This window comes from Azospirillum sp. TSH64 (assembly GCF_003116035.1).
GTDB lineage: Bacteria > Pseudomonadota > Alphaproteobacteria > Azospirillales > Azospirillaceae > Azospirillum.
This window is the reverse complement of sequence record NZ_LGQW01000015.1, coordinates 3,182-28,931: the sequence shown is the minus strand read 5'-3', so window position 1 is coordinate 28,931 and position 25,750 is coordinate 3,182. Positions and strand designations below refer to the sequence as shown.

20 protein-coding genes and 1 pseudogene are annotated in these 25,750 nt (G+C 60.8%); 11 read left to right on the top strand and 10 right to left on the bottom strand.

Features of this window, described 5'->3' with window-relative positions; translation table 11 throughout:
- Window positions 1-48: 48 nt before the first annotated feature.
- Window positions 49-396: an IS66 family insertion sequence element accessory protein TnpB gene (gene tnpB, locus TSH64_RS01640; RefSeq protein WP_109095288.1), complete on the bottom strand. Its 348-nt coding sequence runs from the start codon at window positions 394-396 to the stop codon at window positions 49-51.
- Window positions 393-785 (bottom strand): transposase, encoded by a 393-nt coding sequence (locus tag TSH64_RS01635; protein WP_158285315.1) that lies wholly within the window; start codon window positions 783-785, stop codon window positions 393-395. Before TSH64_RS01635 ends, tnpB (TSH64_RS01640) begins: the two co-directional genes overlap by 4 nt.
- Between TSH64_RS01635 and TSH64_RS01630 the strand changes: the two genes are divergently transcribed.
- Window positions 774-1,250 carry a transposase gene (locus TSH64_RS01630; protein ID WP_348770316.1) on the top strand — a complete coding sequence of 159 codons (477 nt, stop codon included), beginning with the start codon at window positions 774-776 and terminating at the stop codon, window positions 1,248-1,250. The genes TSH64_RS01635 and TSH64_RS01630 overlap by 12 nt on opposite strands.
- 250 nt (window positions 1,251-1,500) lie before the next feature.
- On the opposite strand, the pseudogene TSH64_RS01625 reads toward TSH64_RS01630, so the two are convergent.
- Window positions 1,501-2,581: pseudogene (locus TSH64_RS01625) on the bottom strand (IS701 family transposase); the annotation flags it as partial.
- Window positions 2,582-2,959: 378 nt separating this feature from the next.
- Here TSH64_RS01625 and TSH64_RS01620 point away from each other — a divergent pair.
- Window positions 2,960-4,102, top strand: a complete 1,143-nt coding sequence (locus TSH64_RS01620) for an FkbM family methyltransferase (protein WP_109095391.1) — start codon at window positions 2,960-2,962, stop codon at window positions 4,100-4,102.
- A 448-nt stretch (window positions 4,103-4,550) separates the two neighbouring features.
- Here TSH64_RS01620 and TSH64_RS01615 read toward each other — a convergent pair whose 3' ends face one another.
- The 3 genes from TSH64_RS01615 to TSH64_RS01605 form a co-directional block, all read right to left on the bottom strand.
- A complete protein-coding gene (locus TSH64_RS01615) occupies window positions 4,551-6,176 on the bottom strand; it encodes an IS66 family transposase (RefSeq protein WP_109095390.1) in 1,626 nt (541 codons plus the stop codon).
- Window positions 6,177-6,258: 82 nt separating this feature from the next.
- Window positions 6,259-6,606, bottom strand: coding sequence for an IS66 family insertion sequence element accessory protein TnpB (gene tnpB / locus TSH64_RS01610; protein ID WP_109095389.1), 348 nt, complete (start codon window positions 6,604-6,606; stop codon window positions 6,259-6,261).
- Window positions 6,603-6,995 (bottom strand): transposase, encoded by a 393-nt coding sequence (locus TSH64_RS01605; protein ID WP_158285328.1) that lies wholly within the window; start codon window positions 6,993-6,995, stop codon window positions 6,603-6,605. Before TSH64_RS01605 ends, tnpB (TSH64_RS01610) begins: the two co-directional genes overlap by 4 nt.
- A 389-nt stretch (window positions 6,996-7,384) precedes the next feature.
- On the opposite strand from TSH64_RS01605, the gene TSH64_RS01600 reads away from it, so the two are divergent.
- The 4 genes from TSH64_RS01600 to TSH64_RS01595 all read left to right on the top strand — a co-directional run bounded on the left by TSH64_RS01600 (window position 7,385) and on the right by TSH64_RS01595 (window position 13,585).
- Window positions 7,385-8,584 carry a radical SAM protein gene (locus TSH64_RS01600; RefSeq protein WP_109095387.1) on the top strand — a complete coding sequence of 400 codons (1,200 nt, stop codon included), beginning with the start codon at window positions 7,385-7,387 and terminating at the stop codon, window positions 8,582-8,584.
- 40 nt (window positions 8,585-8,624) lie between these two features.
- Window positions 8,625-9,809, top strand: coding sequence for a glycosyltransferase family 9 protein (locus TSH64_RS35210; protein WP_146207971.1), 1,185 nt, complete (start codon window positions 8,625-8,627; stop codon window positions 9,807-9,809).
- Window positions 9,810-9,968: 159 nt separating this feature from the next.
- Window positions 9,969-11,201 (top strand): hypothetical protein, encoded by a 1,233-nt coding sequence (locus TSH64_RS35205; RefSeq protein ID WP_146207970.1) that lies wholly within the window; start codon window positions 9,969-9,971, stop codon window positions 11,199-11,201.
- A 35-nt stretch (window positions 11,202-11,236) separates the two neighbouring features.
- Entirely contained in the window at window positions 11,237-13,585 is a 2,349-nt protein-coding gene (locus TSH64_RS01595; protein WP_109095386.1) for a carbamoyltransferase C-terminal domain-containing protein, read from the top strand.
- Window positions 13,586-13,706: 121 nt separating this feature from the next.
- Here the strand turns inward: TSH64_RS01595 and TSH64_RS35545 are convergent, their stop codons facing one another.
- The gene (locus TSH64_RS35545) at window positions 13,707-13,880 is read right to left on the bottom strand and encodes a hypothetical protein (RefSeq protein WP_158285327.1); all 174 of its coding nucleotides are present in this window, start codon (window positions 13,878-13,880) and stop codon (window positions 13,707-13,709) included.
- Between the two features lie 432 nt (window positions 13,881-14,312).
- On the opposite strand from TSH64_RS35545, the gene TSH64_RS35540 reads away from it, so the two are divergent.
- Window positions 14,313-15,536, top strand: a complete 1,224-nt coding sequence (locus tag TSH64_RS35540; protein ID WP_158285326.1) for a glycosyltransferase family 9 protein — start codon at window positions 14,313-14,315, stop codon at window positions 15,534-15,536.
- 72 nt (window positions 15,537-15,608) lie between these two features.
- Here the strand turns inward: TSH64_RS35540 and TSH64_RS01585 are convergent, their stop codons facing one another.
- The 3 genes from TSH64_RS01585 to TSH64_RS01575 all read right to left on the bottom strand — a co-directional run bounded on the left by TSH64_RS01585 (window position 15,609) and on the right by TSH64_RS01575 (window position 19,372).
- Window positions 15,609-17,978 (bottom strand): HAD family hydrolase, encoded by a 2,370-nt coding sequence (locus TSH64_RS01585; RefSeq protein WP_109095384.1) that lies wholly within the window; start codon window positions 17,976-17,978, stop codon window positions 15,609-15,611.
- Between the two features lie 115 nt (window positions 17,979-18,093).
- On the bottom strand, window positions 18,094-18,585 hold the full coding sequence (locus TSH64_RS01580) for an RT0821/Lpp0805 family surface protein (protein WP_109095383.1): 492 nt from the start codon (window positions 18,583-18,585) through the stop codon (window positions 18,094-18,096).
- Window positions 18,586-18,802: 217 nt separating this feature from the next.
- The gene (locus TSH64_RS01575; RefSeq protein ID WP_109095382.1) at window positions 18,803-19,372 is read right to left on the bottom strand and encodes a GNAT family N-acetyltransferase; all 570 of its coding nucleotides are present in this window, start codon (window positions 19,370-19,372) and stop codon (window positions 18,803-18,805) included.
- Window positions 19,373-19,793: 421 nt separating this feature from the next.
- Between TSH64_RS01575 and TSH64_RS01570 the strand changes: the two genes are divergently transcribed.
- From TSH64_RS01570 to TSH64_RS01555, 4 genes are all read left to right on the top strand, one after another.
- A complete protein-coding gene (locus TSH64_RS01570) occupies window positions 19,794-20,465 on the top strand; it encodes a tail fiber protein (protein ID WP_109095381.1) in 672 nt (223 codons plus the stop codon).
- A gap of 110 nt (window positions 20,466-20,575) precedes the next feature.
- The gene (locus TSH64_RS01565; RefSeq protein WP_109095380.1) at window positions 20,576-20,896 is read left to right on the top strand and encodes a hypothetical protein; all 321 of its coding nucleotides are present in this window, start codon (window positions 20,576-20,578) and stop codon (window positions 20,894-20,896) included.
- Between the two features lie 77 nt (window positions 20,897-20,973).
- On the top strand, window positions 20,974-21,660 hold the full coding sequence (locus TSH64_RS01560; RefSeq protein WP_109095379.1) for a tail fiber protein: 687 nt from the start codon (window positions 20,974-20,976) through the stop codon (window positions 21,658-21,660).
- Window positions 21,661-22,192: 532 nt separating this feature from the next.
- A partial coding sequence (locus tag TSH64_RS01555; RefSeq protein ID WP_247872698.1) for a DUF4347 domain-containing protein occupies window positions 22,193-25,750 on the top strand: 3,558 nt, incomplete at its 3' end.

Sequence of the window (25,750 nt, the reverse complement as noted above, 5' to 3'; positions counted from 1 at the left end):
CTCGTTCTTCCCGCCGGAGAGCGGCGGGTTGATTCACTGTGCCGCAGCCTATCCGGCCGAGCGCGGTCTCCAAGTCTGCTGTGGATTGCGCCAGTCGATGGCGTCGAGCAGATACGCGAGCTGGGACGCGGAAATGGCCACGGCTCCGCTGGCCGGGCTGGGCCAGATGAAACGGCCCCGCTCAAGCCTCTTGGCATAAAGCGACATGCCGAGCCCGTCATGCCACAGGCACTTCACCAGGTCGCCACGACGCCCACGGAAGACGTACAGATCGCCGCCATGAGGATCACGGCCAAGACCCTCCTGGACCTTCAGCGCCAGCGAGTTCATCCCGCAGCGCATGTCGGTGACCCCGCCGGCCAGCCAGACCCGCACGCCTGAAGGCACCGGGATCATGCCGACCGTCCCGACAACGCGGCGATCACCGTGCCGACCAGGGCCGGATCGACCGCGCCGGTGATGCGCAAGCGCGCCGTCGCGAACTCGACCTCGATGAGACCGGCTGGTGAGGCCGCCGGCGCCGCTGTCGGCTCCGCCACCTCCTCCGGTGCCGGAGCGTCGGCGGCGACGGTGATCGGCATGAAGGCGGGCAGCCGGGGCTGCTGACCGAAGAACTGGCGGCGCCAGCGGTACAGCAGGCTGACGTCCACGCCCAGGCGCCGGGCGACTTCGGTCGCCTTGACGCCCGGCTGGAACGCCTCTTCGACCAGTCGCAGTTTCTTCTCGTCGCTGAACTGCCGCCGCCGCTCCTGGCCCGTGATCACCTCGACGCGTTGGATAGTCATAGGGACTGCCATAGGGATAACCATAGGGACAGGCCCCATGATTCAGCTTCCCCGCTCGGTCACAAGGCGGTGCTCGGCGGAGGGGTACGGCTGTCCGGCGTCACCGCGCCGATGACGCTGGGCGGCGCCATGAACGGTGCGGCCTTCCTCACCTACGTCGAACGCGTTCTGGCGCCCACGCTGACGCCCGGCGACATCGTCGTGATGGACAACCTGCCACCCCACAAACTTCCCGCTGTTCGAAACGCCATCGAAACAGCCGGGGCGACGGTGATGCTCCTGCCGCCCTACAGTCCCGACTTCAATCCGATCGAGATGGCCTTCTCCAAAATCAAGACCCGGCTGAGAAAAGCCGCCGCCCGAACCCTGCCCGATCTCTGGGAAGCCATCCGCGACGCCATCGACGCCGTCACCCCCAATGACTGCCGATCCTACTTCACCGCCGCAGGCTATGAACCAGAATGATCGGAATCCGCTCTAGTACTACAGCCGGGCATTATGGGCTTGGGTGCGTCGTTTCCAATGTGCCCGTCTTGCCCGTTGCTGGTGACGTCTTCGCCAAAGTGACCAAGCGATAACGGCGCTTTGATTGGGTGGTGGGCTGGCCACGAGATGGTAGAGGAGCCGACGGACTTCCGGCACGGTCAGGGGAAGGAGATCGGCTGCCAGATCGAGCGGGTCCTCTCCCCCCGATGGCCGCCTTGCGCAAGACGGTGAGGAAGGCGAATGCCAGCATGGCCAAGGTGATGTGCCGGTGCCATCCGGTCCAGGAGCGGACTTCGTACTGGTCGAGCCCGACCTCGTCCTTGGCCATCTCGAAGCTGCTCTCGATGGTCCAGCGCGCGCCTGCCACCCGTACCAGATCGGCCAGAGCGGTCCCTTCTGGAGCAAGGGTCAGGTAGAAGGTCAAATCCCCATCCCCTAGGCGGCGCCGGATCAACAGGGCTTTGTGCTCCAGCCCTCGGGCGCACCGCGGAACGGCAGGCGGGCCCAATCATACAAGCGCGGCCCCTTGGCGCCATCGCCCGCGCTGAGCCGATGCCAGCCATCGGCCGGCACCTCTTCGACCCAGTCGCTCACCGTGCCAGGCCACAGCCGCTGGCCGCTGGTGACGGTCAGCACGTAGCCGACCCGACGGCGCTCCAGTGTTCGCCGGATGGCGCTGTCGGTGCCGTAGACGCTGTCGCCCGCTACCCAGGCGCAAGGGACGCCGGCGTCCAGCGCCCGCTCCAGCATCGTCAGCCCCAGCTTGGGCTTGGTGGCGAACGCGACCGTCTCGGGCACCCAGGCTGTGCGGCGGCGCTCCTCGTCACAGGCCCAGGACTGCGGCAGATACAAGGTTCGGTCGATCAGGGCATAGCCGTGCCGGCCGGCGTAGCCCAGGAAGACGCCGATCTGGCAGTTCTCGATACGCCCGGCCGTGCCGGAGTATTGACGCTGCACGCCGACCGAACGCTCGCCCTTCTTCAGGAACCCGGTCTCGTCCAGCACCAGCACGGCGTCGGGAGCACCCAGATGCTCGACGACGTAAGCCCGCAAGTCGTCGCGAACGGCATCGGCGTCCCAACGCATCCGGGCCAGAAAATCCTGCACGCTGTCAGGGCTGGCATCGCCGGCAGCTTCAGCCAGATGCCAACCATTCTTGCGTTCCAGCGGCGCCAGAAGCCCGGCCAGATAGCGCCGTGCCCGCTCGCGCGCCGCTCGCGCGCCTCGGGCCGGCAAAATCGTGGACCGATCCGGATGGCCAAGGCTTCCAGATCGCCTGCCCGACTCGCCGCTTCCGTCACTGTCGTCATCCCGACCTCCCTCCGGTAGGATGAACCCTTCAACAGCCGGCCAGACAAATAATCCCGGCTGTAGTACTAGAAAAGCCGGCAGGTGGGGACAGGTTCGAGGCTTTGAGGCGCTTCGCTTCGCCTTGCCAACGCCTTGTATCACGTCCCCACGGACGCGATGTCCTGTATGAGGGGATTACCAGCCGTTTGCAAGAAACCCGCATACCCGGATCTGCGAGGGCGAAAGCCGGATGGCCGAACTCCTTGACCATGATAGCTTGGTAGAATCATGGAATGTTGGAAAATTTTGAAAAACACTTTCTCGGGTTTTAATCTATTCTCTCTTTCTTTAATGTTATCTCGTCATGCAGTGCATTTTCATGTGAGGGAAGCTTGCCTATGAAGAGGGCGATCTACGGTGCCGGTAACGGCGGACGTACTGTTTTGGAAAACATGCACCTTAGGGGGGATGATGTCGAATTTTTTGTGGACGAATTCATTGAAGCGCGTGAGGTCCTAGGCAAGCCTGTCCTAAGGATTTCTGAGGTTGAGCAACGCAAAAACATTGAATTACTATTTACGCTTGGGAATGATCACAAATCAGAAAGATTCCCAGAAAAGACTCTAATTGAAGAATTAAAAGAAAAGGGCTTTGGCCGTATACTGACCTGGGATAAGTTCATGTGGCCTTATCCTGGATTACGCATTGCTTGGGATATGGCGTGGAAAAATTGTGACTATGAGGACTTTTTGAAACGCTTTTACCCTGGCCTGACGCAATATGAAGATGTCCATGTAGACCATCGGGCGATATCTGAGGTTAGGTCATTTTTAAGCGACCAGACAAGCATAAGTATACTTGAAAAAGTTCTAAAACTGCGTTCTGATCTTCGCAAAGGACCATTGATCGATTTGCCAGATCAAATACCTCATTATTTTCCTATGACAATTGATATCTATCGGGGAATTGACTCCTTGAAATTCGCCGACGTTGGCGCGTTTGATGGAGATACTATGATGCACGTAATGAATAACAGTCGAGTACCTGTCTCTTACATTGCGTCATTCGAACCTGATCCCCGCTGCTTTACAAGGCTACAGAAAACCGCGTCTGCTCTCTATGCGGAATATCCGGAAACAAGTTTTCTTACTTATTCATGTGGAGCTTGGTCCAAAAACGGCCTCTACTATTTGTCAAACGATGGAGAGGCATGTGCAAAGCTTACCGGCGAACAGGGGCGTGGAAAGGCTATCCCCGTTGTGACCTTAGATGCTATCCTCGCTGATGCGCCTCCTAATTTCATCAAGTATGATGTGGAAGGTGCCGAAGAGGGCGCATTACTGGGTAGCCAGGAGCTCATTCGTCGCTACCGCCCAACGCTTGCAGTTAGCATTTATCATTGGGGGAACGATCTCTGGACACTTCCAATCTTGATCAAGGATATATATCCAGACTACGAGATGTATATTCGTCATCATCACTGGGGGCCGTGGGAAACGGTTCTTTATTGTGTTGCCCCTGAGGGTTCTTTAGTATCATAGTCGCAATACCGTGTTGTTAAGCGTCGCCTTGAACCTTGCAGTATTTTGGCCTGACGCTGGGGTGTTGGCAGTCCACCCAACGATTGAAGGTGTTTGGATTGAGGGCGTGGCGGCGGCAGTAGTCGGCTCGCGGTAGGCCGCTGGCGCGCCACGCCTTGACATGTTGGCGGTCTGGTGTTGCGGCACGGCGATCTGCCGTGGTGGTTGCAGTTCGGCCGCGGACACTGGTTCAGGCGTTTCGGGAAGGGGCGCCAGCGACTGCAGGTCAGTGGGCGGTAGAATGTGGATGTGGTCCTCGTAGCTCCAGCGGCGATGGTCCGGCGCGGCGGCTCGGCTGCGGGTGGGAAAGTTGCTCATCTTGCGTTTCACCACGCGCGGATTGTGGCGCCCGCGGCTCCATTCCGCGGGCACCGCCCGGATTTCAGTAAGCATCCGGTGAGTGCCGCGGTCAGGCAGCTTTCGTCTGCTCGCGGATTGCTTTCCAGTTCCAGGGCAGCAGTTCATGCAGGCGGGTTTGGGGGATGTCGTTGATGTGGGCCAGCACGTCGGCGAGCCACACCGGCGGGTCAACGTCGTTGAGCTTTGCCGTGGTGATCAGGCCGTACATGATCGCCGCTCGCTGTCCGCCGCGATCGGAGCCGCAGAACAGCCACGCTTTCCGGCCCAGAGCGATGCCGCGCAGGCCGCGTTCGGCGGCGTTGTTTGTCAGGCACAGCCGGCCGTCGCTGAGGAACTTGGTGAAGCCGCCCCAGCGGATCAGCATGTAGTCCATCGCCTTGGCCACGGGGGCATGGCGGGAGAGCCGGGCGCGCTCCGTCCGCATCCAGTCCTCCAGCGCGGCTACCAGGGCGATGCCGTGCTCCTGGCGGGCCGCCAGCCGCTCGGCCGCCGGCTTGCCGTTCAGGGCGCGCTCGAGATCGAAGAGGGCGTCGATGCGCTTCACGGCTTCCAGTGCCAGCGGTGAGAGCGGCGGGGCGTCCTTGCCGCGCTTGGTGTTCGCGGCGATGTCGGCCAGCTTGAAGAAGCCGCGCCGGGCATGCGCCCAGCACAGCACGTCGCGGATCGGCCCCGGCTTGCGGTCGGGTTCGTACAGCCGGTTGTAGCCGGCGAACGCATCGGCCTGCAGCCAGCCCGTGAAGCCGGCCAGGTGCCGTTCGGGATGTTCGCCCTTGCGATCTCGCGAATAGTGGAACAGTGCTGCCGGTGGGGCTTGGCCGGCAAACGGCCGGTCATCACGCACATACACCCACAGCCGCCCGGTGTCGGTCTTGCCCTTGGCCAGCACCGGCACCGGCGTGTCGTCGCCATGCAGGCGATCCGCCGCCATCACATGCGCGGCGATCAGGTCGTGCAGCGGCTTCAGCACCGCGGCGGCTGCGCCCACCTGGTCGGCCAGGGTGGACAGGCTGAGCGGCACGCCCTCCCGCGCGAAGCGTTCGGCCTGCCGGTTCAGCGGCTGATGCTGGCCGAACTTCTCGAACAGGAGGGTGGCCAGCAGGTGGGGGCCGGCCCAGCCCCGCGGGGTGGTGTGGAACGGCGCCGGCGGCTGGCTGATCGTCTCGCAGGCCCGGCAGGAGAACCGCTCGCGCACCGTCTGGATCACCTTCCATTGGCGCGGGATCACCTCCAGCGTCTCGGTGATCGTCTCGCCCAGCTTGCACAGCTTGTCCGAGCCGCAGCACGGGCAACTCACCGGAGCCGGCACAACGACGCGCTCGCGCGGCAGATGGTCGGGAAAGGGCTGGCGCGACGGCCGCTTGCGGGTGAAGGCCGCCACCGCGGTGGTTTTGGCAGCGGCCTGCTCGGCCGCCAACTCGTCCTCGCTGGCCGTTGCTTCCAGCTCTTCGAGCTGGAACTCCAACTGGTCCAGCAGGCGCGCCTTACGCTCGGAGCGCGTGCCATAGAGTTCGCGCCGGAGTTTCTCGATTTCCAGCTTCAGGCCGGCGATCAGCGCCTCGGTATTCGACGCCATCGCCCTGGCCCGCGCCGCTTCGGCTTCGGCCGCGTCCGCCCGCGCCTCGGCCTGCGCCAAGGCGGCGCGCAGGCTGGCAATGTCGTCGGGCAAGGCGTCCATAGGGCCGGATTATACCCTGAAACCCGCATCGATCCTTGCTCTTCCTGCCGGATCACGGCGGGCTGATTCACTGTGCCGCAGCCTATCCGGCCGAGCGTGGCCTCCAGGTTTGCTGGGGATTGCGCCAGTCGATTGCGTCGAGCAGATACGCGAGCTGAGACGCGGAAATGGCCACGGCTCCGTCAGCCGGACTGGGCCAAATAAAGCGGCCTCGCTCAAGCCTCTTCGCGTACAGCGACATGCCGAGCCCATCGTGCCACAGGCACTTCACCATGTCGCCGCGACGCCCACGGAAGACGTATAGATCGCCGGCATGAGGGTCGCGGCCAAGCCCTTCCTGGACCTTCAGCGCCAGCGAGTTCATTCCACAACGCATGTCGGTGACCCCGCCGACCAGCCAGACCCGCACGCCTGACGGCACCGGGATCATGCTGACCACCCCGACAACGCGGCGATCACCGTTCCGACCAGAGCCGGATCGGCCGGGCCGGTGATCCGCAGGCGGGCCGCAGCGAACTCAACCTCAATGATGCCGTCGGGCGGAGTGCAGGAGGCTGGGGTCGGTTCCGGCGCGTCCTCTAGCGACGGCTCATCGGTGGCGACGGTGATCGGCATGAAGGCCGGCAGCCGGGGTTGCTGACCGAAGAACTGGCGGCGCCAGCGATACAGCAGGCTGACGTCCACGCCTTGGCGTCGGGCAACCTCGGTCGCTTTGACGCCGGGCCGGAACGCCTCTTCGACCAGCCGCAGCTTCTCCTCATCAGTGAACTGCCGCCGCTTCTCCAGACCCGTAATCACCTCGACGCGTTGGATAGTCATAGGGACTGCCATAGGGATAGCCATAGGGACAGGCCCCATGATTCAGCTTCCCCGCTCGGTCACAAGGCGGTGCTCGGCAGAGGGGTACGGATTTCAACCAGGATCATCACCAGCATCCGCTGCCGTCGCCGAGGGGGAAAACGCTGCATGCAGCGGCAAACGTATGGCCGTTGCAAACTCGACATTCTTCAGGCGCGTGTCATCTGCCGCGGAGGAGGGGCGCACCATGGCCTCAACCAATGCCGCTATTGTTAACAAAAGCGACATTTATACCGTAGTAGAATCAAATCTCATTGTGACCTCGTGACATCCTCGCATTTTTTGCCCTATACCAATCGCATGGTCAGCCTTCCCTCGGCCAAAGTCAGGCCTGATAGGAGAACATAACTATGAGCTTCCGTGTTGCACCTCCAGGTCTGTTTCAGGTCGAGATCACCAATGTCTGCAATATCGACTGTGCGATGTGCGCGCGGCCTGCCGGCCTCAATCGAAACATTGGGCATATGGATCTTGACCTTTTCAAGACCATTGTGGACCAATCTTGGGTCAATCAGATGCCTATTCATTGGTTTCATCACTTCGGCGAGACGCTAGCCTACCCATACCTACGCGAGGCATTGAGTTACTTTAAAGAGCATGGCTATGGTCCTGGCCGGGTCTCGACCAACGCTATTCTGTTGAACGATGAAAAAATTGATCTCTTGCTGGAAAATGCCAGCTATGTTCTCTGCTGCTTGGACAGTATGCAACCAGAAGCCTACAGAAGAATTAGAAATAACAATCATTTTGAAAAGGTAAAGGACAACATTTCGAAGTTTATTCGGGAGAATGAGCGTCGCGGCAGCAATACCACAATCGTTGTCCAATTTTTGCGGACATCATACAATCAAGATGAAGATTTCTCAATGATGGCTGAGCATTTTGGCCGCCATCAGAACGTAAAATTTATTGAAAAGCGTACAGACAAGCACCCCAATGGGGGTGATCTGACCTTGTTCTTGCCGGAAGATGAGGTTGAAAACCGCCGCAATTGCGTCAAGCTCAAGACAGAACTCTGTATTTTGGTCGATGGCACCTGTGTGCCGTGCTGTTGGGATGCAAAGGGCGAACAACCGATCGGCAAAGTTCCTGACGAGGATATTGGTGCGATTTGGCACGGTCATCGCCATCGTGAAATGCAACGGCAACTGAAAGATGGGGTAAACGGCAAGCTGTCCTTGTGCGATCGGTGCGCTGGTCCTGTCTCTGATTCTCTGTTCGGTATCGCGGAGCGCATCAATGCCTGGGCTGGCGAATGGGCTCGCGATAAGCGGCGTGTGGTGCTGGCTCCAACCAATCCAATGATCCTCAAGCTGTTGGAAAATACCGCCTTGAGAGACGTGAACGTGGTGGCCCTGGCTGATCGGGAGCCCAGGGGGAAAACATCCAGTCATGGCATCCCTGTTGTCTCCTACGATGAAATTGGTGCCTTTGCTCCTGATCTGATGTTCGTTTTTTCTCCCGCCTACAGCTCAGAAATTTACTTCGATCAGAGACATTGGCGCGAAAAGGGATTGGAGCTGGTCGTTTTGGGCGGATATCTCGACTGACGGCATCACGTGGACTGCACGAGATAGGGAATAAGACCGCATGGTCTATTTTGTCGAAAATGAGCTTATGCCGCCCCCTCAGGTGGTTCTTGATGACGCCTGCCAGCACTTGGCGCGGCTTTCCGAGCGGGGTGCGCGCATTCTGATCGCTCCCCATTGTGATCTGGTGACTGTGCTGTATCTGCGCGGTGCGTTCCTGGGGACGACCATTTTGGGAACGTTGGATCGCAACGTGGCGAAGCGGGGTGAGATCATCGGAAACCTGGACGTCTTTGCGTATGATGACATTGAGCGACTGCGACCCGACGCTGTGGTGGTTGCCCATACCCGGTATGGGGGGGACATCTTGCGAACCCTCACACCGGAAGCGCAAAGATTGGGATTTGAACTCGTTTCCCTTTGTGACCGTTATGACCAGCGGGCTTACCGGAGTGAGTTGGCGGCACATCTGGATTTCCGTCAGACGTTGGCCAAGCGGGTCGGCGAAGATCAAGCGTTGCCGCGCGACTTGACCATCACCATTCCCGCTGGTTGGGGATTGGGCGATCGGTTGTGCGCGCTGAGCACAGCTCGCGAATTCTCCCGTCGCTTTCCCATGCACCGTGTGCACTTCCGGTATTTGAAGGATATAGCAACAGCTTACTCCGATACCCTCCTGATCCATGGGCATAATGGGTTGGTGATACCGGAAAACTCCTCTTTGTTTCATAGGCAGAAAGACACATCACCCGCAGGGAATTATCTGGGATGCTATTATTTGGGTATAGGCTTAGACTTCGACGCCTTACCCAATCTAGACCTGCCGCTCGTTCCCCCACTGCCTGGATTGGAGCCGGGCCGGTATGCCGTGTTGCAGACCGCTGCCAATTGGGCTCGTCCCAATCTGTCAAACAGTGCCTTGCAACAAATCATCGACCAGTGTCCACTTCCGGTCGTTTTGGTTGGGAAGCCTGATCAGAGCATCGCGCTACAACGGGTTATTCCCTTGGGAATGGGGGATGAAATGACTATGCTCCGTGCGGTTCGGCATGCGCGTCTGGTGATGGCGCCGCGTTCTGCCAGTGCCCACATTGCCTCCGCATATCGAGTGCCCAGTGTGATTTGGGTGCCCGATGATGGAGAAAATTGGCATCTCGATTATCCAGGCTGGCCTCACACCTGCATTCGGGCAGCCTCCGAGCAGGTTGTTGAGCAGGTAACCAAAGCTGTCGTTCCCCTTTTGTAGAACAATTTAATAAGATAAAGCAGCCTAGGAAAATATAAATGTGATATTCAACATATCGGAAATCCATCCTTATTAATTTCCCTGCAGCAGATTTTGGAAATTCACGTCTTCTTCTATGTCTTCTTGTTGACCTTCAACATCTCACACAGGACCGTAAATATGATGAAATCACCTTTTAATAACCAGATCAAAATACCAGATTTTGTCTTGGAAAAATTAATTCATATTTTGCCTGATCTTCTTCGAGATCAGCGGCAGGTTTGCCTCTCGCCAGCAGGTTCCTTGACAAAGGCATTGCTGACCTCCGGATTTCTGGCAGGACTGAATCTTGTGGCTGTTGTTGATCGTGCACCAGAGGGTAATTCGGAGGGCGTTTTTGGCCTGCCTGTTATCCATCCAGATGCTCTGCCCCAAAGCGGAGCTGACGTCGTTTTGGTTTGTTCCTTGTCTTTCCGGCAAGAAATTCTTCTTCAGCTCATTCCTGGCTGTGTTTCTGCCAATATCGAAGTGCTCGATATGGCCGAGACTCAAGCCTCTGCCACACAAATAGCTCCGCATCTTGGTGATCTGCTTTCCAATACCCGCCGCCTGGAGCACATTCATACCCTGTTGTGTCAGGCTGAAATCCGCAAGCTTTTGTCAGAGCCGCGGCTGTCCGACCCGCGACGGGTTGAGAGGCATGGCTACAAATGTTATTCCCAGCATGACGAGGATGGAATCCTGGCGGAAATCATCAATCGCCTGGAGCGGCCAATCCCGCGTCGCTTTGTTGAGTTTGGTGTTGGCGATGGAATGGAAAACAACAGTCTCCTCCTTCTAAAGCAGGGGTGGGAGGGGCTCTGGATTGAAGGCAGTTCAGTTAGCTGCGCTTCAATTCGCAACAATTTTTCTGCATATATTTCTGACGGAAAATTAAAACTCATGAATAGCTTTATTAATAGAGACAATATCAATGACCTGATTTCCAATGCTTATAGTGGTGAAATAGGCGTCCTAAGTGTGGACATTGACGGAAATGACTACTACGTTTGGGAAAATATTTCTGCTGTCAATCCTCTAGTAACAATTATTGAGTATAATGGCAAGTTCCCACCACCATTGCGGTGGACCATTGATTATGATCCTGATCATTCTTGGAAATTGGATGACTATCAAGGAGCTAGTCTCTCTGCATTGTTCGACCTTGGACAGGAAAAAGGTTATCAAATGGTGGGGTGCAATTTGAATGGCACAAACGCCTTCTTTGTTCGCAAAGATTGCCTGACGTCACGCTTTCTGATCAGCAATAATCCCGCTGACTACTATCACCCAGCTCGGTATTACCTAACAGAAGGGTATAAAGGCATGGCAGGCCATGTACCGAGCCCTCGTCCAGGCCGGTTCTGGTCGTGACCGGGTTCTGATAGCTCATCATACGAGTGCCCATCATGCGCGATCTTGTCCTCGGTCTCAGCCTGTACCACGACTCATCGGCAGCGCTGGTGTCGCTTGAGGGCGACAGTCTGGCTTGCATGACGGAAGAACGCTTTTCCAACATCAAGCATGATGGTGGGTACCCATCAGCATGTATTCGCGAAATCTTGGCTTTGGCAGACCGGCATCAATGGGGCCGCGTGCGTTATGTTGCCTTCAACTACGCGCCAATTTTGATCTTAGAGGAAAAGCTGTTCAGCTGGTTGGACAGCGCCTTGCCCGCCGAAGCCGCCACTGTATTGAAGACAGCCATTTGTGAAGTGGCACCGCACGCCACGGTGTGCCGCCCCATGATGTACCCCTTTACGTATTTGGCGGCCCTCTGTGATCGTTTGGGAATGGATGAGGATGTCAAAGAAGAGACCTTGCGCCGTATTCGCTGGAATCTTAACCGTTACTTCCAACTTGCTGACGTCGAGAAGTATTTGGTAAGCCAGTTTCCTGATGCTGAAGTCATTGGAGTGCGCCATCACGACTGTCATGCCGCTAGTGCTTTTTACCCTTCCGGCTTTGACCAGGCTGCCATCTTGACCATCGATGGTCACGGCGAGTTTGAGACCATCAGCTTGGCGGAAGGGAGTGCTCAAGGCATTCGGCGTTTGGGGAACACTGTTTGGCCACACAGCCTCGGACTTCTCTATCGCAACTTCACCGAATTTCTCGGCTTCGGCTGGCTGGGGGACGAGTACAAGGTCATGGGCATGTCGGCCTACGGCACTCCCCGCTACGCTGACCTGTTTGCCGGTTTGGGAGCGGTCGATCACAACGGCGCGCTGCATCTGACATTTGATGATCTACTGATCCGCCAAGAAATGCCCTACTGCCCAGGGGAGTTCTGGCCTGGAATCAGTCGCAAATTTAAGAGGCTGCTGGGTGGCGCGCGCGTTCCCGGCACTCCGTTCGAACCCAGACATTTCGATATTGCGTGCAGCCTTCAACGCTTTATCGAAGGGATCGGGGTGCAGCTCGCCCAAAATCTGCGCGCCCGCCTTCCCTCTGAGGTGGACGCGCTGTGCATTTCTGGCGGTGTTGGGCTGAACGGTCTGATGAATCAACGGATTTATCAGCAGGCAGGCTTCAAGCACATCTTTGTTCAACCCGCCTCTGGCGATGATGGTACGGCATTGGGAGCTGCACTCCACATCGCTGCCGAAAAAGGACGGTGCAGACCCGGTCGACGATTGGAGCATGTCTTTCTTGGACCAGACTATGGCCCTGATGAGCTGCTGGCCAGTATGCGCGCGCTGGGCTTAACGTGGGACGAGCCAGAGGACATTGCCTGGACTGTGGCGCAACATTTGGCTGCGGGCAAGGTGGTGGCCCGGTTTGAAGGGCGCTCAGAGTTTGGACCGCGTGCCTTGGGGCATCGCAGCATCATGGCAAGTCCACTGCATGCTGAGATGAAGGACATTCTCAATGCCCGGATCAAGCATCGGGAAATGTTCCGTCCTTTTGCGCCTGCCTGTCTGGCGGAGTTTGTGAATGAGTATTTTGACGTCGCCGATCGGTCGGAGTTCATGTTGCTGATCTGTCCGGTCAAACCGGACAAACGTGACCGTATCCCTGCTGTGGTTCACGTCGATGGTACGGCTCGCGTGCAATCTGTCAGACAAGATGCCAATCCAGGCATGTATGCAATTATCAAAGCTTTTCAGGGCTTGACCGGCATTCCTGTAATCATGAACACATCTTTTAATGTGAACGGAGAAACGATTGTAGAGACACCACAGGACGCCTTGGAATGTTTCTTGTATACAGATATCGACTATTTAGCGATTGAAGGATTTTTGATTTCCAAAAAGCAAAATATTGCGCAGCGGATTGATCTTCCAGCAGATCAATTTCTGCAACGTCGAAAAGGCCGCTATATACAGCATTATTGGTCACATGAGCTTTACAAGCGGCTTGATACCTATATTCCTGGTCATTTGGAAACGGACTGGGAGCAGGAGCGCCTGCGGCGGGATGATGATGCAGCCCGACGCATGGTCGCCGCCGCGCTCAGCCGTGGTTGGCAGAATGTCTGCATCGCCGGAGCAGGTGTTATTGGACATGCGGTGCTGACTTATGCCCACCGTCATGGTTTGACGGTGGGCATGTTCAGTGATGCCAATGCCAAACCGGGGCAAAGCGTAACTGGAGTGCCTGTCCTTTCCCTCTCCCAAGCCTTGGATGCCGGTGCACGGCGGTTCATCATCGCCGCGAACCAGTTTGAGGACGACATCTTTGCCGCGATCACGACACAGGCGGCCGACCATGGCGTTTTGGTGGAAACCATAGGTATGGTCGACGTGATGCTATGAATGAGCGTTTGCAGAACCGGCTGGCTGGCAGAGACGACGCATGCCCCATGTGCTGATTGGAACCGGCGCTTGGCCGGCAGCCGTCATTGCCGCTTGGCGCGACGGTCTGCCCACGGACTGGTCAGTTGTTGTATTGGATGGCCGAGGTGATGCTGATGAGCTTGTTGATCAGCGCACGCGTGTCCTGCCAGCCCCCAGGACGGGACTGGACGCTGAGGTGTTGTCCCGTTGCGGAATTGCCGAAGAAACGATACTTCTCTGCTTGGCCGATGACGGACTGCTCGTCTGTCCACAAGCATCGTTCCCAATCGCCACCGACCTGTGTCTGGTCCGAACAGCCCTCCCCTGTCCACCATCTGGCGCGTATGCCCCCCCATCCTTTCGCCGCCCAGAGCATTATCTGGCAGGTGCACTGCTGAGCGGTGAGAGATTGGCCCATCTGTGTGCCAATACTCCCATTGCTTTGGACCGCTGGTTGGGTCACGTCATTGCTTGGCGCCATCTCACTGCAGGTGGGCGCCTAGGGCGCCTGCCCCAAGACTGGCTGGTTTTGCCGGCTCCTTTGCAATGGAGCGGACGCGATTGCCACAAATCCCGTCCGCTGGCATTGCCTCTGTTGCGGGACAGTGTTCAGTCCTCCACCATGGCGGTGAGCTCACGGTTGACACAGGCTCTGTCTGTTTTGGAGCGGCACACTGCTCCCAGCGCGCATGTCTGGGACGGAGAAATGGCGGAGGCTGACAAGGCCACAGTCGATGCCGCGTTATCCGATCTGACCGCCGAGCTTTGCCAGCGACTCCCGCCAGTAGAGCCGCCTCCCCCACAGCCTATGCTGGACCATACGGCTCCCTTGGCCGTGATCAAGCTGGATGAGATCGGCGATGCTGTGATGGCAACACCGGCCTTGCAGACATTACGCCGTGCGTGGCAGGGCGAGATCCGATACTTGGGTTCCGACAAGGTCCGGAATCTCATTGAAACCTGCCCTGATGTCGATCGCACTCTGTTCATCGAGGGGGGGGGCAGCCTCCAAAACCCGGCCCAGGGCGCAGCCCATCTTGCACGCTGGTTGCCTGTGGTGCGCCGCTTTCTGCATGGCGTCGCCGCAGCCGTCATTCTGCGCCCAGCCGCTGATCATTATTTCGCCCTACACTTTGCTGTCCTGGCCCAAGTCCCCCGCATAATGGCCGTTACCTCTAGCTATGTTCAGGACATTGAACGGTTCAACACGGGCTATCAGGCTAGTTGGTCAGATCGACTGATCCTGAACACCTCCTGCCATGAAGCGCAGGCGATGGGGCTGTTGGTTGAGCAGTTGGGGGGCGCGCCCATAACACCGCGCTACACCCTGACCCTGACACCAGACGACCAAGCCGTCGCGATGGCGCTGCTTTGGGAGGCGGGAGGACAGGCCATCCAGGGGGTTGGTTTTGGCATTGGTGCGCAAAATGGCCGGCGGTGCTGGCCAGCGGACCGCTTCGCCGCTGTGGCGCAAACCCTCTGTACCAACCCAAGGGCGCGGATTTTTCTGTTGGGTGCCGCGCAACACCGGCCGATTGGCGAAGCCATTGTGGCTGGTGTGGACGCAGGCTTGCGTCGCCAAGTTCTCAACATGTGCGGCAGGACGACCTTACGGCAGTCGGTGGCGCTGTTGTCCTATCTGCAAGGGTTTGTTGGAAACGACTCAGGCCCGTTGCATCTGGCGGCGGCGGCTGGCATCCCCGTGGTGGAGATCTCGTGCCACCCCCACGGAGCGTCTCCCATGCACGACAATGATCCCCAACGCTTTGGCCCATTGGGAGTGCGCACCGTCATTGTTCAACCGGCACAGCCATCTGATCCCCGTTGTGCGCAGGGCTGTGTGGTCGACAGCCCGCATTGCATTGCAGCCGTCACTGTAAACGAGGTGCTGACCGCTTGCCGCAACCTCTTTGGCTCAATGATCCCATAGATGCGCCCTCACGGCTGCCAAGGGAAGCATCGGCATCGCAACAAGAGGCCCTTTTGCGATGCCAATGCCTGATCAGGCCCGCTCCAAGTCCGGTCGGCCCAGGGTGATCAGGCGCGGCGGCGACAGTCCGCCGGCCACAGCTTGATCGCGCATCAGCACCGCCAGCCGGTCGGCATAGCCCAGCGTCACCAGCACCAGAGGCAACTCCAAGCCGGCCATTTCGCCCATGTCCCGCACCGGCACCCCATGGAACAAGGGGGGCGGGACGAGATGCCCCATCAGGTCGGCATAGGCCGCAAGCTCCAGTTCGGCCTCGCGGGCATAGCGGATGAAGTCCGGCCCCATCCCACCATCGCCGCCCACGGCCAGGATGCCGAAGCGGCCGTCCGTCCGTCCCCGCAACCGCTCCACCAGTGCCCGGCAAACCGGGCCATGCCCGCCTTCCAGCCCCAGCCGATCAGCCGGCTGGTGGAAGATCCCGGGAACCAGGCGGGTCAATGCGCCCTGCGGCCAGGGGGCAAGAGCCGGGCGCAATCCCAGAGCCAGGGCCAAGACCGGCCCCTCCCCCATCTCTATCAGCGGCTGCACGGTTGCCAAAGCCGTGGCATCGCAGAGGATGCGCTCTCCGTCCGTGCCGTCATTCTGGTCATAGGCAAGGCCGCCCAGGATGTCCGCCTCCAGTCCGGTCGGCCGCAGCAGGGTCGCGGCCAACGGCAGCAGGGCCTGCACCCCCGTCACCGCCACCGTCTCCCCCCGTGCCGGATAGACGGCGGTCATCAGGCCGGCATAGCGGCGAATGCCCTGCTGCAGCAGAGCCAAAAGCTGCCGCTCCTCCCCAGCCGCTGGAGGTTGGGCCAAAAGCGGAACCACCCGTCCATCGGCATCCCGCCGATGACCCAATGTCGTGCCGTCCAGCCCGGTCAGCACCCGTTCCAGGATTTGCGGACTGCGATAGAGCACCCGGCCCAGGGCCATCCCCGTCCTGTCCTGTCCGGCAAAAATCTGGACTCTGATGCCGTCGGCAAGGGCGGCGACGATGTCGGCAACCGCATAGGCCAGGAAGATGCGGCAGCGCCGCCGCCCCTCCGGCAGCAGCCGGGCCACCGCGGCGGGCGTGCTGCCGCGCGCGCCAAGATCGACCAGCGCCACCGGCTCTTCCCGCCCCAGGACCTGCGCCAGATAGTCGAGCAGCCGCTCACGCGCCTCCTCCGCCAGACGTGCGGCGCGGAAACGCAGCTCCGGATCATCGAACAGGGTCAGCACCCGGTCAACGGCACTCCCTCCATCCGTCGCCGGCTTGGCCAGAAGTTCTTCCAGCGTCAGTCCGGCGAGGTCCAGCAAAGCTGCCGACACCGTCCCACCCGCCTGGACCAGCAGCCTGTCCCAGGGCAGATGCGGCCTTTCCCCCAGGATGCGGCGGGCCGCAGCGGCGTCCAACCCTGCCAACTCCAGCGGCATCAGCGCCTGACGGGACAGGTGGAGCGCCACCACCTCCATGTCATAGCCGCGATGGGCGATCCAGTCGCGCATCAACGGGGCGAACAGCACAGCCTCGCGCATCAGCGGGGCGATGCGGCGGATGTTCTGGCGCCGGCATTCCTCAACCACCCAGCGGCAATATTCCGCCACCGCCGGTCCCAACACCAGGGCGCCGAACTCCAGCGGGAAGGCCTCGTCTGCCCCGTCTTCCTGTCCGGCTAGTGCGGCCAGCCGCCGGGGCGGGGGGGATGCCTCGCCCACCAGCCCCATCACGCTGCGCTCTCGCTCGCGCAGGCGCGTCAGTCCTGGTCCCGGCACATAATGGATCGCCTCCACCCCGGCGGCGCGCGCCATGGCGATGTCGCCCAACGGATCGTCCCCGATATGGATGATGCGTCCGGGAGGGATCCCTGGATGGGTGGCCAGCAGCAGCCGGAACAGGCCGCCATCCCGTTTCGAGCAGCCTTCGACACCGGAGACATGAAGGCGGCCATAAAGCTCCGGCCCAATCCCGGCTCCCGTCAGCAGCCGCGCCAGATCGGCAGGTTCCAGATACATGTCGGACAGCAGGACCACCGGAACCCCGGCTGCCGACAGGTCTTGCAGCACGGTCAGCAGCAGAGGATTGGCGAAGATCCATTCGGCCTCCACCTCCAGTTCCAGGGCGGCCAGCATCGCCGGATCGACCGTTTCGGACAGGAGGTGGCGAAGTTCGGCATGGATGGCCGCGAGCCCCACCTCTGCGCTTGCGACCCTTGTCCTTGCCCGGCGCTCCGCTTCCTCGCGTGCCAGACGGAACAGCACGGGCGTCAATCCAGGATCGATCAGCCCTGCGGCGCGCGCCCGCTCTCCCACCACCTCGAACAGGTCGCCAGGCTGCTCCAACCGGCGCAGCAGGAGGGTGTCGAAGACGTCGAACGACACCAGCAGAGGCTGGCGGTCGAGAATGGTGGACAGGTTCATAGGAGCTGGCCGGGATCGTTAGACAGAGGGAGCGACGGGAAGCGCCGCCCATCTTCCTTTGTCAAGCGGAGGTCGGCAAGTGGACGCAGAAAAGCCGTCGCTCCCTCCTGCTCCCCTACCCCACGATCTTCCACGACCCGTCGGGCTGGCGGCAGGCGGTGCCGAAGGCCTGTTCGGTGCGGCCGCCGACGACGATGGTCTGCTGGAACTCGCGGCAATAGGAGCCGGAGCCGTCATAGCCGTCGCGGACCGGCACGACGGTGCCCTGGTTGCCGGACTGCGGGTTGTTCCAGCTGATCCGCTGGCCGATGGGCGCGCTGTAGGCCTGATAGGCGGCGCGGTCTGCATATTGCTGGTCGGCGTGGTCGAGCGAGGCGCCGATCTCGCGGCCGGCGAAGGCGCCCAAGAGCGTGCCGATGCCGACCGCCACCAGCTTGCCCGAACCGCCGCCGAAGCGCGACCCGATCAGGCCGCCGGCGACGGCGCCGCCGACGGTGCCGACCCCCTCCTTGGTCCCCATCGAGCCGGTCTGGCAGCCGGCCAGTGCGGTGGACAGCGCAAGCACAGCAACGGCAGCGATACGGGTGGGGCGGATGTGGGCACGCATCGGAGGCTCTCTTTTCCGAGGATTGTTCCCCGATCATAGCGCAAGCGCTGCCGTTTGTGCAGACGTCCTTGGCGGAACGCCTGCCACCAGGGCACAGCGGCGTTCCAGGTCGACCTCATCAATTCCACCCAGCTTGCGGAGCCATGGAGCGAGGGGGTGCGTTCAACCTCCGCGACATCGGTCCGCCCGGCCGTCACTGCCGACCGTCGGGGTCAGGTCAGGAGGCTCCGCCCGGCCGCATCTGGGCGGGCAGGATCTGCGGCGGCAGGTGCTGAATACCGGGATGGCCCGGCGGAAGCCAGATCAGTTCCAGCGACGGAGACGTCTTCGCCAGAAGATCGAAGCCAAGCCGGTGGTAGAACCAGTGGACGCGCGTATCCACCTCGGCCACCGACAGGGTGATCGGAATGCGCATCTGCGCCGCAGTTCCCTGAAAGCTGCGCAGCAGATCGGTACCGATGCCCTTGCCGCGCGCCAGACGATGGATCTCCACCTCCGACACCCGCCAGTCGTAGCGGCCGAGATCCATGACGATCCGTCCCACCGGCTGTCCCGTCTTCTCGATGACGAAGTCGAGATGTTCCGGATAGCGGGTTTCCTGCCCCATGCGCCGCGCGCTGTACTGCTGTTCGTAGAGCGTCCGGATGAAGTCGCGGTCGTGGTGCGCCTTGCCCAGCCAGGGGCGCGCGTCCATGAACAGGCCCAGCAGGAAGTCATCGTCCGACGGGCGCGGGAAACGCACCGTCAGCCCGCCGAGCAGAGGCAGCGACCCATTCAGAACGGCCATCGGCCACACCCCTCCCGGTAGCATATGCGAGGGTTCTGCATAGCCGATGACGCGCATCCAACGCAAGAATCGCCACCCGGCCCATCGGCGCGTCATGCGGGTCGACAGAGGCAACGGCCGCTCTGCGCAATGATTCCCGCGCTGCCGGACAGACAAACGGACGGGCCCCTTAGCGGGACGCCCCGGATAGCTCACCGGAAAGCGCCGCGGCCCATTATACATATCAAAGTATGCAATCAGGGCGGGATCATCAAAAATTTTTGTGAAGAAAAGTAACTTTTTGTATCGGCCATTGCCACCCAATCAACCTGATAAGAGAGTGTGCCTGCATGCTTTTATCGCATTCGACGTGGTGACGCGTCCTCGGAGGGGTGCCGTTCACAGCTCGTCGCAACGGGTTTCATATTCAGGAGGTTTCGCCATGGAAGTTTACCTCGGTTTGGTTTTCCCGTTCACCGGAGCCTACGCTCCGCAATACACGGCGCAGTGCTTGGGCCAGCAGATGCAGGTCGGTCAGAATCAGGCCCTCTTCGCGATCACCGGCGCGATGTATGGCGGCAACGGCACGACCAACTTCAACCTTCCGGACCTGCGCGGCCGCGTGATGGTCGGCTCGGGCACCAGCCCCTATCTCAACAACCAGACGCTCAATCCAGGGAACTTCGGCGGCGTCGCGAACAACACGCTCACCAAGCAGAACCTGCCGGCGCACACACACGCCGCGACCTTCACTCCGGTCGGCAGCAGCACCAGCGCGACCGTCACCGCCGCCGCAGCCATCCCGCTGAGCACCGTCGTCGGCGGCAGCAACATCCCGGCGAGCGGCAGCAACTATCTGGGCGCCTTTCAAATCAACGACCCCAACGGCTCCGGCATCACCATGGAGGGCCCCTACAGCTCCGGCACCGCGCCGAACGGCTCCGCCCTGGTCGGTTCGGCCACCGGCACCGTTACGATGGGCGGACTGACTGGCACGGTCAGCATCGCGGCGGGCGGCGGCGTCACCAACCCGTCTCCGGTGAACAACATGCAGCCCTATCTGGCACTGACCATGCTGATCGTCACCAGCGGCATCTTCCCGATGCGCGACTGATCCGGACGTCTTCCCCGATCGTCGAACACCGGATGGACGGACGCGGCGCGTTGGCTCCGCATGATCGGAACGACAGCCGTGATTTCAGAACTTGAGCCCGGACCTTTGAGATGACCATCGACATTGCCACCATCTCTCACGAGATGTTCGCCCCGCATCTCGGCCAGACGTTCCGCTTCCTGGCCCCGGAAGACGGGTCCGTGATCATGGACGTCGAGCTGACGAAGCTGACGGTTCGTCCGGAATGCACGCCGCGCTGGGCGAAACGCACGTCCTTTTCGGCTCTGTTCGAAACCTACGGCCCCAGCCAGCTGTGGAACGGCAATTTCCAGATCGACCATCCGACGATGGGACCGCTGGGGCCATTCTACATCGTGCGCGTCATTCCGCGCGACCCCGAGCGGGGCTGCTTCGAGCTGATCCTGAACTGAGCCCCGGCAGCCAGGCGCCTTCGCACGACACCGCGCACCGTCCGTCCCAGCGCATCGTTTCCACCGGAGATTTCGCCATGGATTTCTACATAGGATCCGTCTTTCCATTCGCCGGCAATTTTGCCCCCGTGAACACGCAGCAATGCCTGGGGCAGGCGGTGAACTCCGCTCAATTCCAGGCCCTGTGGGCGATCACGGCCGGGGCCTTCGGCAGCGCATCGAACAACTCGACGTTCAATCTGCCGGACCTGCGCGGCCGCGTGATGGTGGGGCCGGGCACCAGCCCCTACACCAGCAGCACGATCAACACCGGCAATGCGGGCGGCTCGCAGTTCACGGGGATCATCGGAAACAACCTGCCGGCGCACACCCACGGCGCCACCTTCCAGGGCGGCAGCGCGGGCGGCACCGTTCCGTTCAACGCGACAGTCACCGTGCCGCTGAACCCCGCGGTCGGCACCAGCAACATCCCGTCCTCCATTCCTGCCGTGCTGGGCGGACCGTTCATCGACCCGAGCACCGACGTGACCGTCGACGGACCGTACATCCACGCCGCCAACCTGCCGACGCCACCCACTGGAAGCTCGCTGATGGGGGCGCTCTCCACGCAGGCTACGGTCAGCGGAGGCCCCACGGGCGCCACCGTGCAGGTGAGCCCGGGAGGAGGCGTCGTGTCCACCCCGGTCCCGCTCAACAACCTGCAACCCTACCAGTCGCTGTTCTTCTTCATCTTCATGCTGGGCTATTTCCCGTCGCGTGATTGATACGGAGCGCCCCGGCTCCGTCCGGTGGACCGGGGCGCTTCTCCCATGCGGCGTCCCGATCCCTACCGTACAATTGGGGGCCTCTCTCGGAATAAATCATTGATATCAAATCATTTTTCCACGCGGTTTTCATCCGGCCGGAATGGCGGAAATCGGGATTTCCAATCCAAATCCGGTTTTGCCGCTGTGACTGCAAGTGCCTGATGCAGCACGGAAAAGACCCTGAGCCAGACCCCGACCAATGATGGGCCGACGCGATTATGACAAAATTGTCATATGTATAGGACTTAAAACCATTTGTCTCTTGATGAAACAACTTTACACAACATGCGTGCAGATATCCAAAAAATGTCCGGATGACAGCTTCAATTTGGATTTTCAAGCTATTGCTATGCGCCAGATAAAGGGTATTTTTACCCACTTTGCACACTCATAGATAATCGATTTCGGCATGGGACCGGGCGGTCTAGCGGTGGGGGATACTATGCGGATTTGGAATGCGAAGGGCGTTGGCGGGAAGAAGGGTTCCGGCATGGCGCGCAAACCGACCCCATCGTTTGCCATGGCGCTGGAGCCGCGCTTCATGTTCGACGCCGCCGGTGCGGCGACGGCGGCAGAGCAGCATGTCCAGCCTGACCAACCGACGCCTGACAGCCAGCCGCATGCCACCGACGCCTTGCAACCCGATGCCGCGGCGACGCCACAGGCACCGGATGCGCCGGCGGCCGACAGGGCGTCTTTCCCCGCTCCGGGCTTGCCCTCGGACGCGCAGCCGCAGAACGAGCAAAGCTACCGGTCGGTGGTGTTCGTCGATACGTCGGTGCCCGACTACCAGACGCTGATCAAGGACATCGCCCCCGATGCCAAGGTCGTCCTGCTCGATCCCCAGAAGGAAGCGCTGGGCCAGATGGCGGACGCCCTGTCCGGGATGTCCGGCCTGGATTCGGTCCAGGTCGTCAGTCACGGCAACGAAGGCCATCTTTATATCGCCGGCCGCTCCTATTGGGCGGACGGCTTGGCGAACCGTGGGCAGGATCTCCAGGCGATCGGCGCCGCGCTGAAGCCCGGCGGCGACATTCTTTTCTATGCCTGCAACGTCGGCGCCGGACAGGCGGGGCAGAAGTTCGTTCAGACGGTCCATCGGCTCACCGGCGCCGACGTGGCGGTGTCCAACGACGAGACCGGCAACGCCGCCGGGCAGAACTGGACGCTGGAGGTGCAGAGCGGAGCCATCGAGGCGACGAATCCCTTCGCCCGCTCCTCCATGGACAGCTTCACCGGTCGCCTGACAACCGTCGTCGTCACCACGGCGACTGGAACGGGGGCCGGGACGCTGAACAACGCGATCGTGAACGCGGCCGCCGGGGACGTGATCGAGTTCAGCTCGACGCTGACGTCCGGCACGGTTTCCCTGGGCAACACGACGGCCCTTGTGGCGGCGGCGGCTCAGGACTTCACGATCAACGGCGACGTGGATGGCGACGGTATCGCCGATATCACGATCTCCGGCGACAATGGTGACAATACAACAACGTCGAGTGACTACCGGGGCATCTCCTTCAACGCGACAGGCAAGACGCTGACGGTCAAGAATTTGGTCTTCGAGCGATTTTACACCTCGCTTGGTAACCAGGGCCTTCTGATGTTGCAGAACGGGTCTCTCGTAGTTGATGGCGTGACCTTCAAAAATAATTTAAGCAACATCATCGCTACAGCAAATACAGCCACAGATTTGACAGTCAAAAATTCCGTATTCCGTGAGAATTCGAGCGTTGTGGTCGGGACCGCTGCTTTCTCGACGATAAAATCATTGGTGACAGGAACGACCACGATCGAAAACAGCCTCTTTGTCGACAACACATACCTGATGAATGCTGGCGCAGCCTCGGTCTCTTATCCGGGTGGCGTCATCATGGTGCAAAGCACCACGTCGGCCTTTACGGCCAATATCCGGAACGTCACCATTGCCAACAACAGCTACATCAACAACGATACCGCGGCTGCCGCCATCCAGACCGCGGCGATCGGCACCTATTACGGCGGATCGACGGGCACGGCCACGGTCAATGTCTACAACACGATCATTGCCGGAAACTCGGGAAAACTTGGCACAACGAACTTCTCCGACCCGAACGCGATCATTTACAACAGCGGCAAGGTCACCCTCAACACAGGAAGCAATTACCAGGGCGCCATAACCGGCAACGCGATCTTCGTCGACTCCACCAACGCCACCAAGAGCCTGCGCGACTATCGTCCGGCCTCGACCGCGACGACCTTCCTCAACGCCGGCGACAGCAGCAACACGAACCGCTACGGCGGCAGCTACGACATCCGCGGCATCGACCGCATCCGCGACGGCGCCCTCGACCTCGGCGCCTATGAGGTGCATTGGAACGCGGGCGAGCCGTCGGTCGACCTGAACGGGGCGGGCACCGGTACCGGGGAGTCCGTCACCACCTCCACGCCCTCCTCCGGTGTGCTGATCGCTCCCAATGCCGCCCTGACCCAGACGGACAGCGACACGCGCCTGCTCGGCGCCACCATCACCCTATCCGGCACGTCGGACGGCGCGGCGGAAGTCCTGAGCATGCTTACGGCATCCGTGGCGACGGCCAAGACCTACGGAATCAGCGTCACCGGCAACGACTCGTCGACGATCACCCTGCGGGGCGCCGCCAGCGTGGCGGGGTATCAGGCGGTGATCCAGCTGATCCAGTACAAGAACACCGCCGGCAGCGCCACCGCGGGCACCCGCACCGCGACGATCACCGTCAACGACGGCGAAACAACCAGCACCGCGCGGACCAGCCAGATCACCGTCAGCGGCGGCTCCTCCTCCAACGGCCCACCGGTGAACAGCGTGGCGCCGGGCGTGACGGGCACGGCGACGGTGGGCAACGCCCTGACCGGGGGAACAGGCAACTGGAGCGACCCGGACGGCGACACGCTGAGCTACAGCTATCAATGGTACCGGGCCGACGACAACAGCGGCACCAACCTGACCCTGATCAGCGGAGCGACCAGCGCCAGCTACACGCTGACGACGTCCGACGCGCACAAATATCTGCGGGTGGCGGTGGTCGCCAACGACGGCAACTCCAACACGACGACCGCCTATTCGGCCTACACCGCCATCACCAACAGCGCGCCGGTGAACAGCGTGGTGCCAAGCGTGTCGGGCACGGCGACGGTCGGCAACGCATTGAGCACCACCAACGGCACCTGGAGCGATGCCGACGGCGATGGCCGGACCTACAGCTACCAATGGTACAGGGCAGACGACAACAGCGGCACCAACCTGACCGCGATCAGCGGTGCGACCAGCGCCAGCTACACGCTGACCACGTCCGATGCCCACAAGTATCTGCGCGTGGTGGTCACCGCCAACGATGGACAGGGCGGCACCCAGACGGCGACCGCTGCCTACACCGCCATCACCAACAGCGCGCCGGTGAACAGCGTGGTGCCGAGCGTGTCGGGCACGGCGACGGTCGGCAACGCATTGAGCACCACCAACGGCACCTGGAGCGATGCCGACGGCGATGGCCGGACCTACAGCTACCAATGGTACAGGGCAGACGACAACAGCGGCACCAACCTGACCGCGATCAGCGGCGCGACGAGTTCCAGCTACACGCTGACCAGTTCGGACGGCCACAAGTACCTGCGCGTGGTGGTGACCGCCAACGACGGACAGGGCGGCACCCAGACGGCCACGTCGGTCTACTCGTCGCAGGTTGCGGCAGCGGGCAACGGCCCACCGGTGAACAGCGTGGTGCCGGGCGTGACGGGCACGGCGACGGTGGGCAACGCCCTGACCGGGGGAACAGGCAACTGGAGCGACCCGGACGGCGACACGCTGAGCTACAGCTATCAATGGTACCGGGCCGACGACAACAGCGGCACCAACCTGACCCTGATCAGCGGAGCGACCAGCGCCAGCTACACGCTGACGACGTCCGACGCGCACAAATATCTGCGGGTGGCGGTGGTCGCCAACGACGGCAACTCCAACACGACGACCGCCTATTCGGCCTACACCGCCATCACCAACAGCACGCCGGTGAACAGCGTGGTGCCGAGCGTA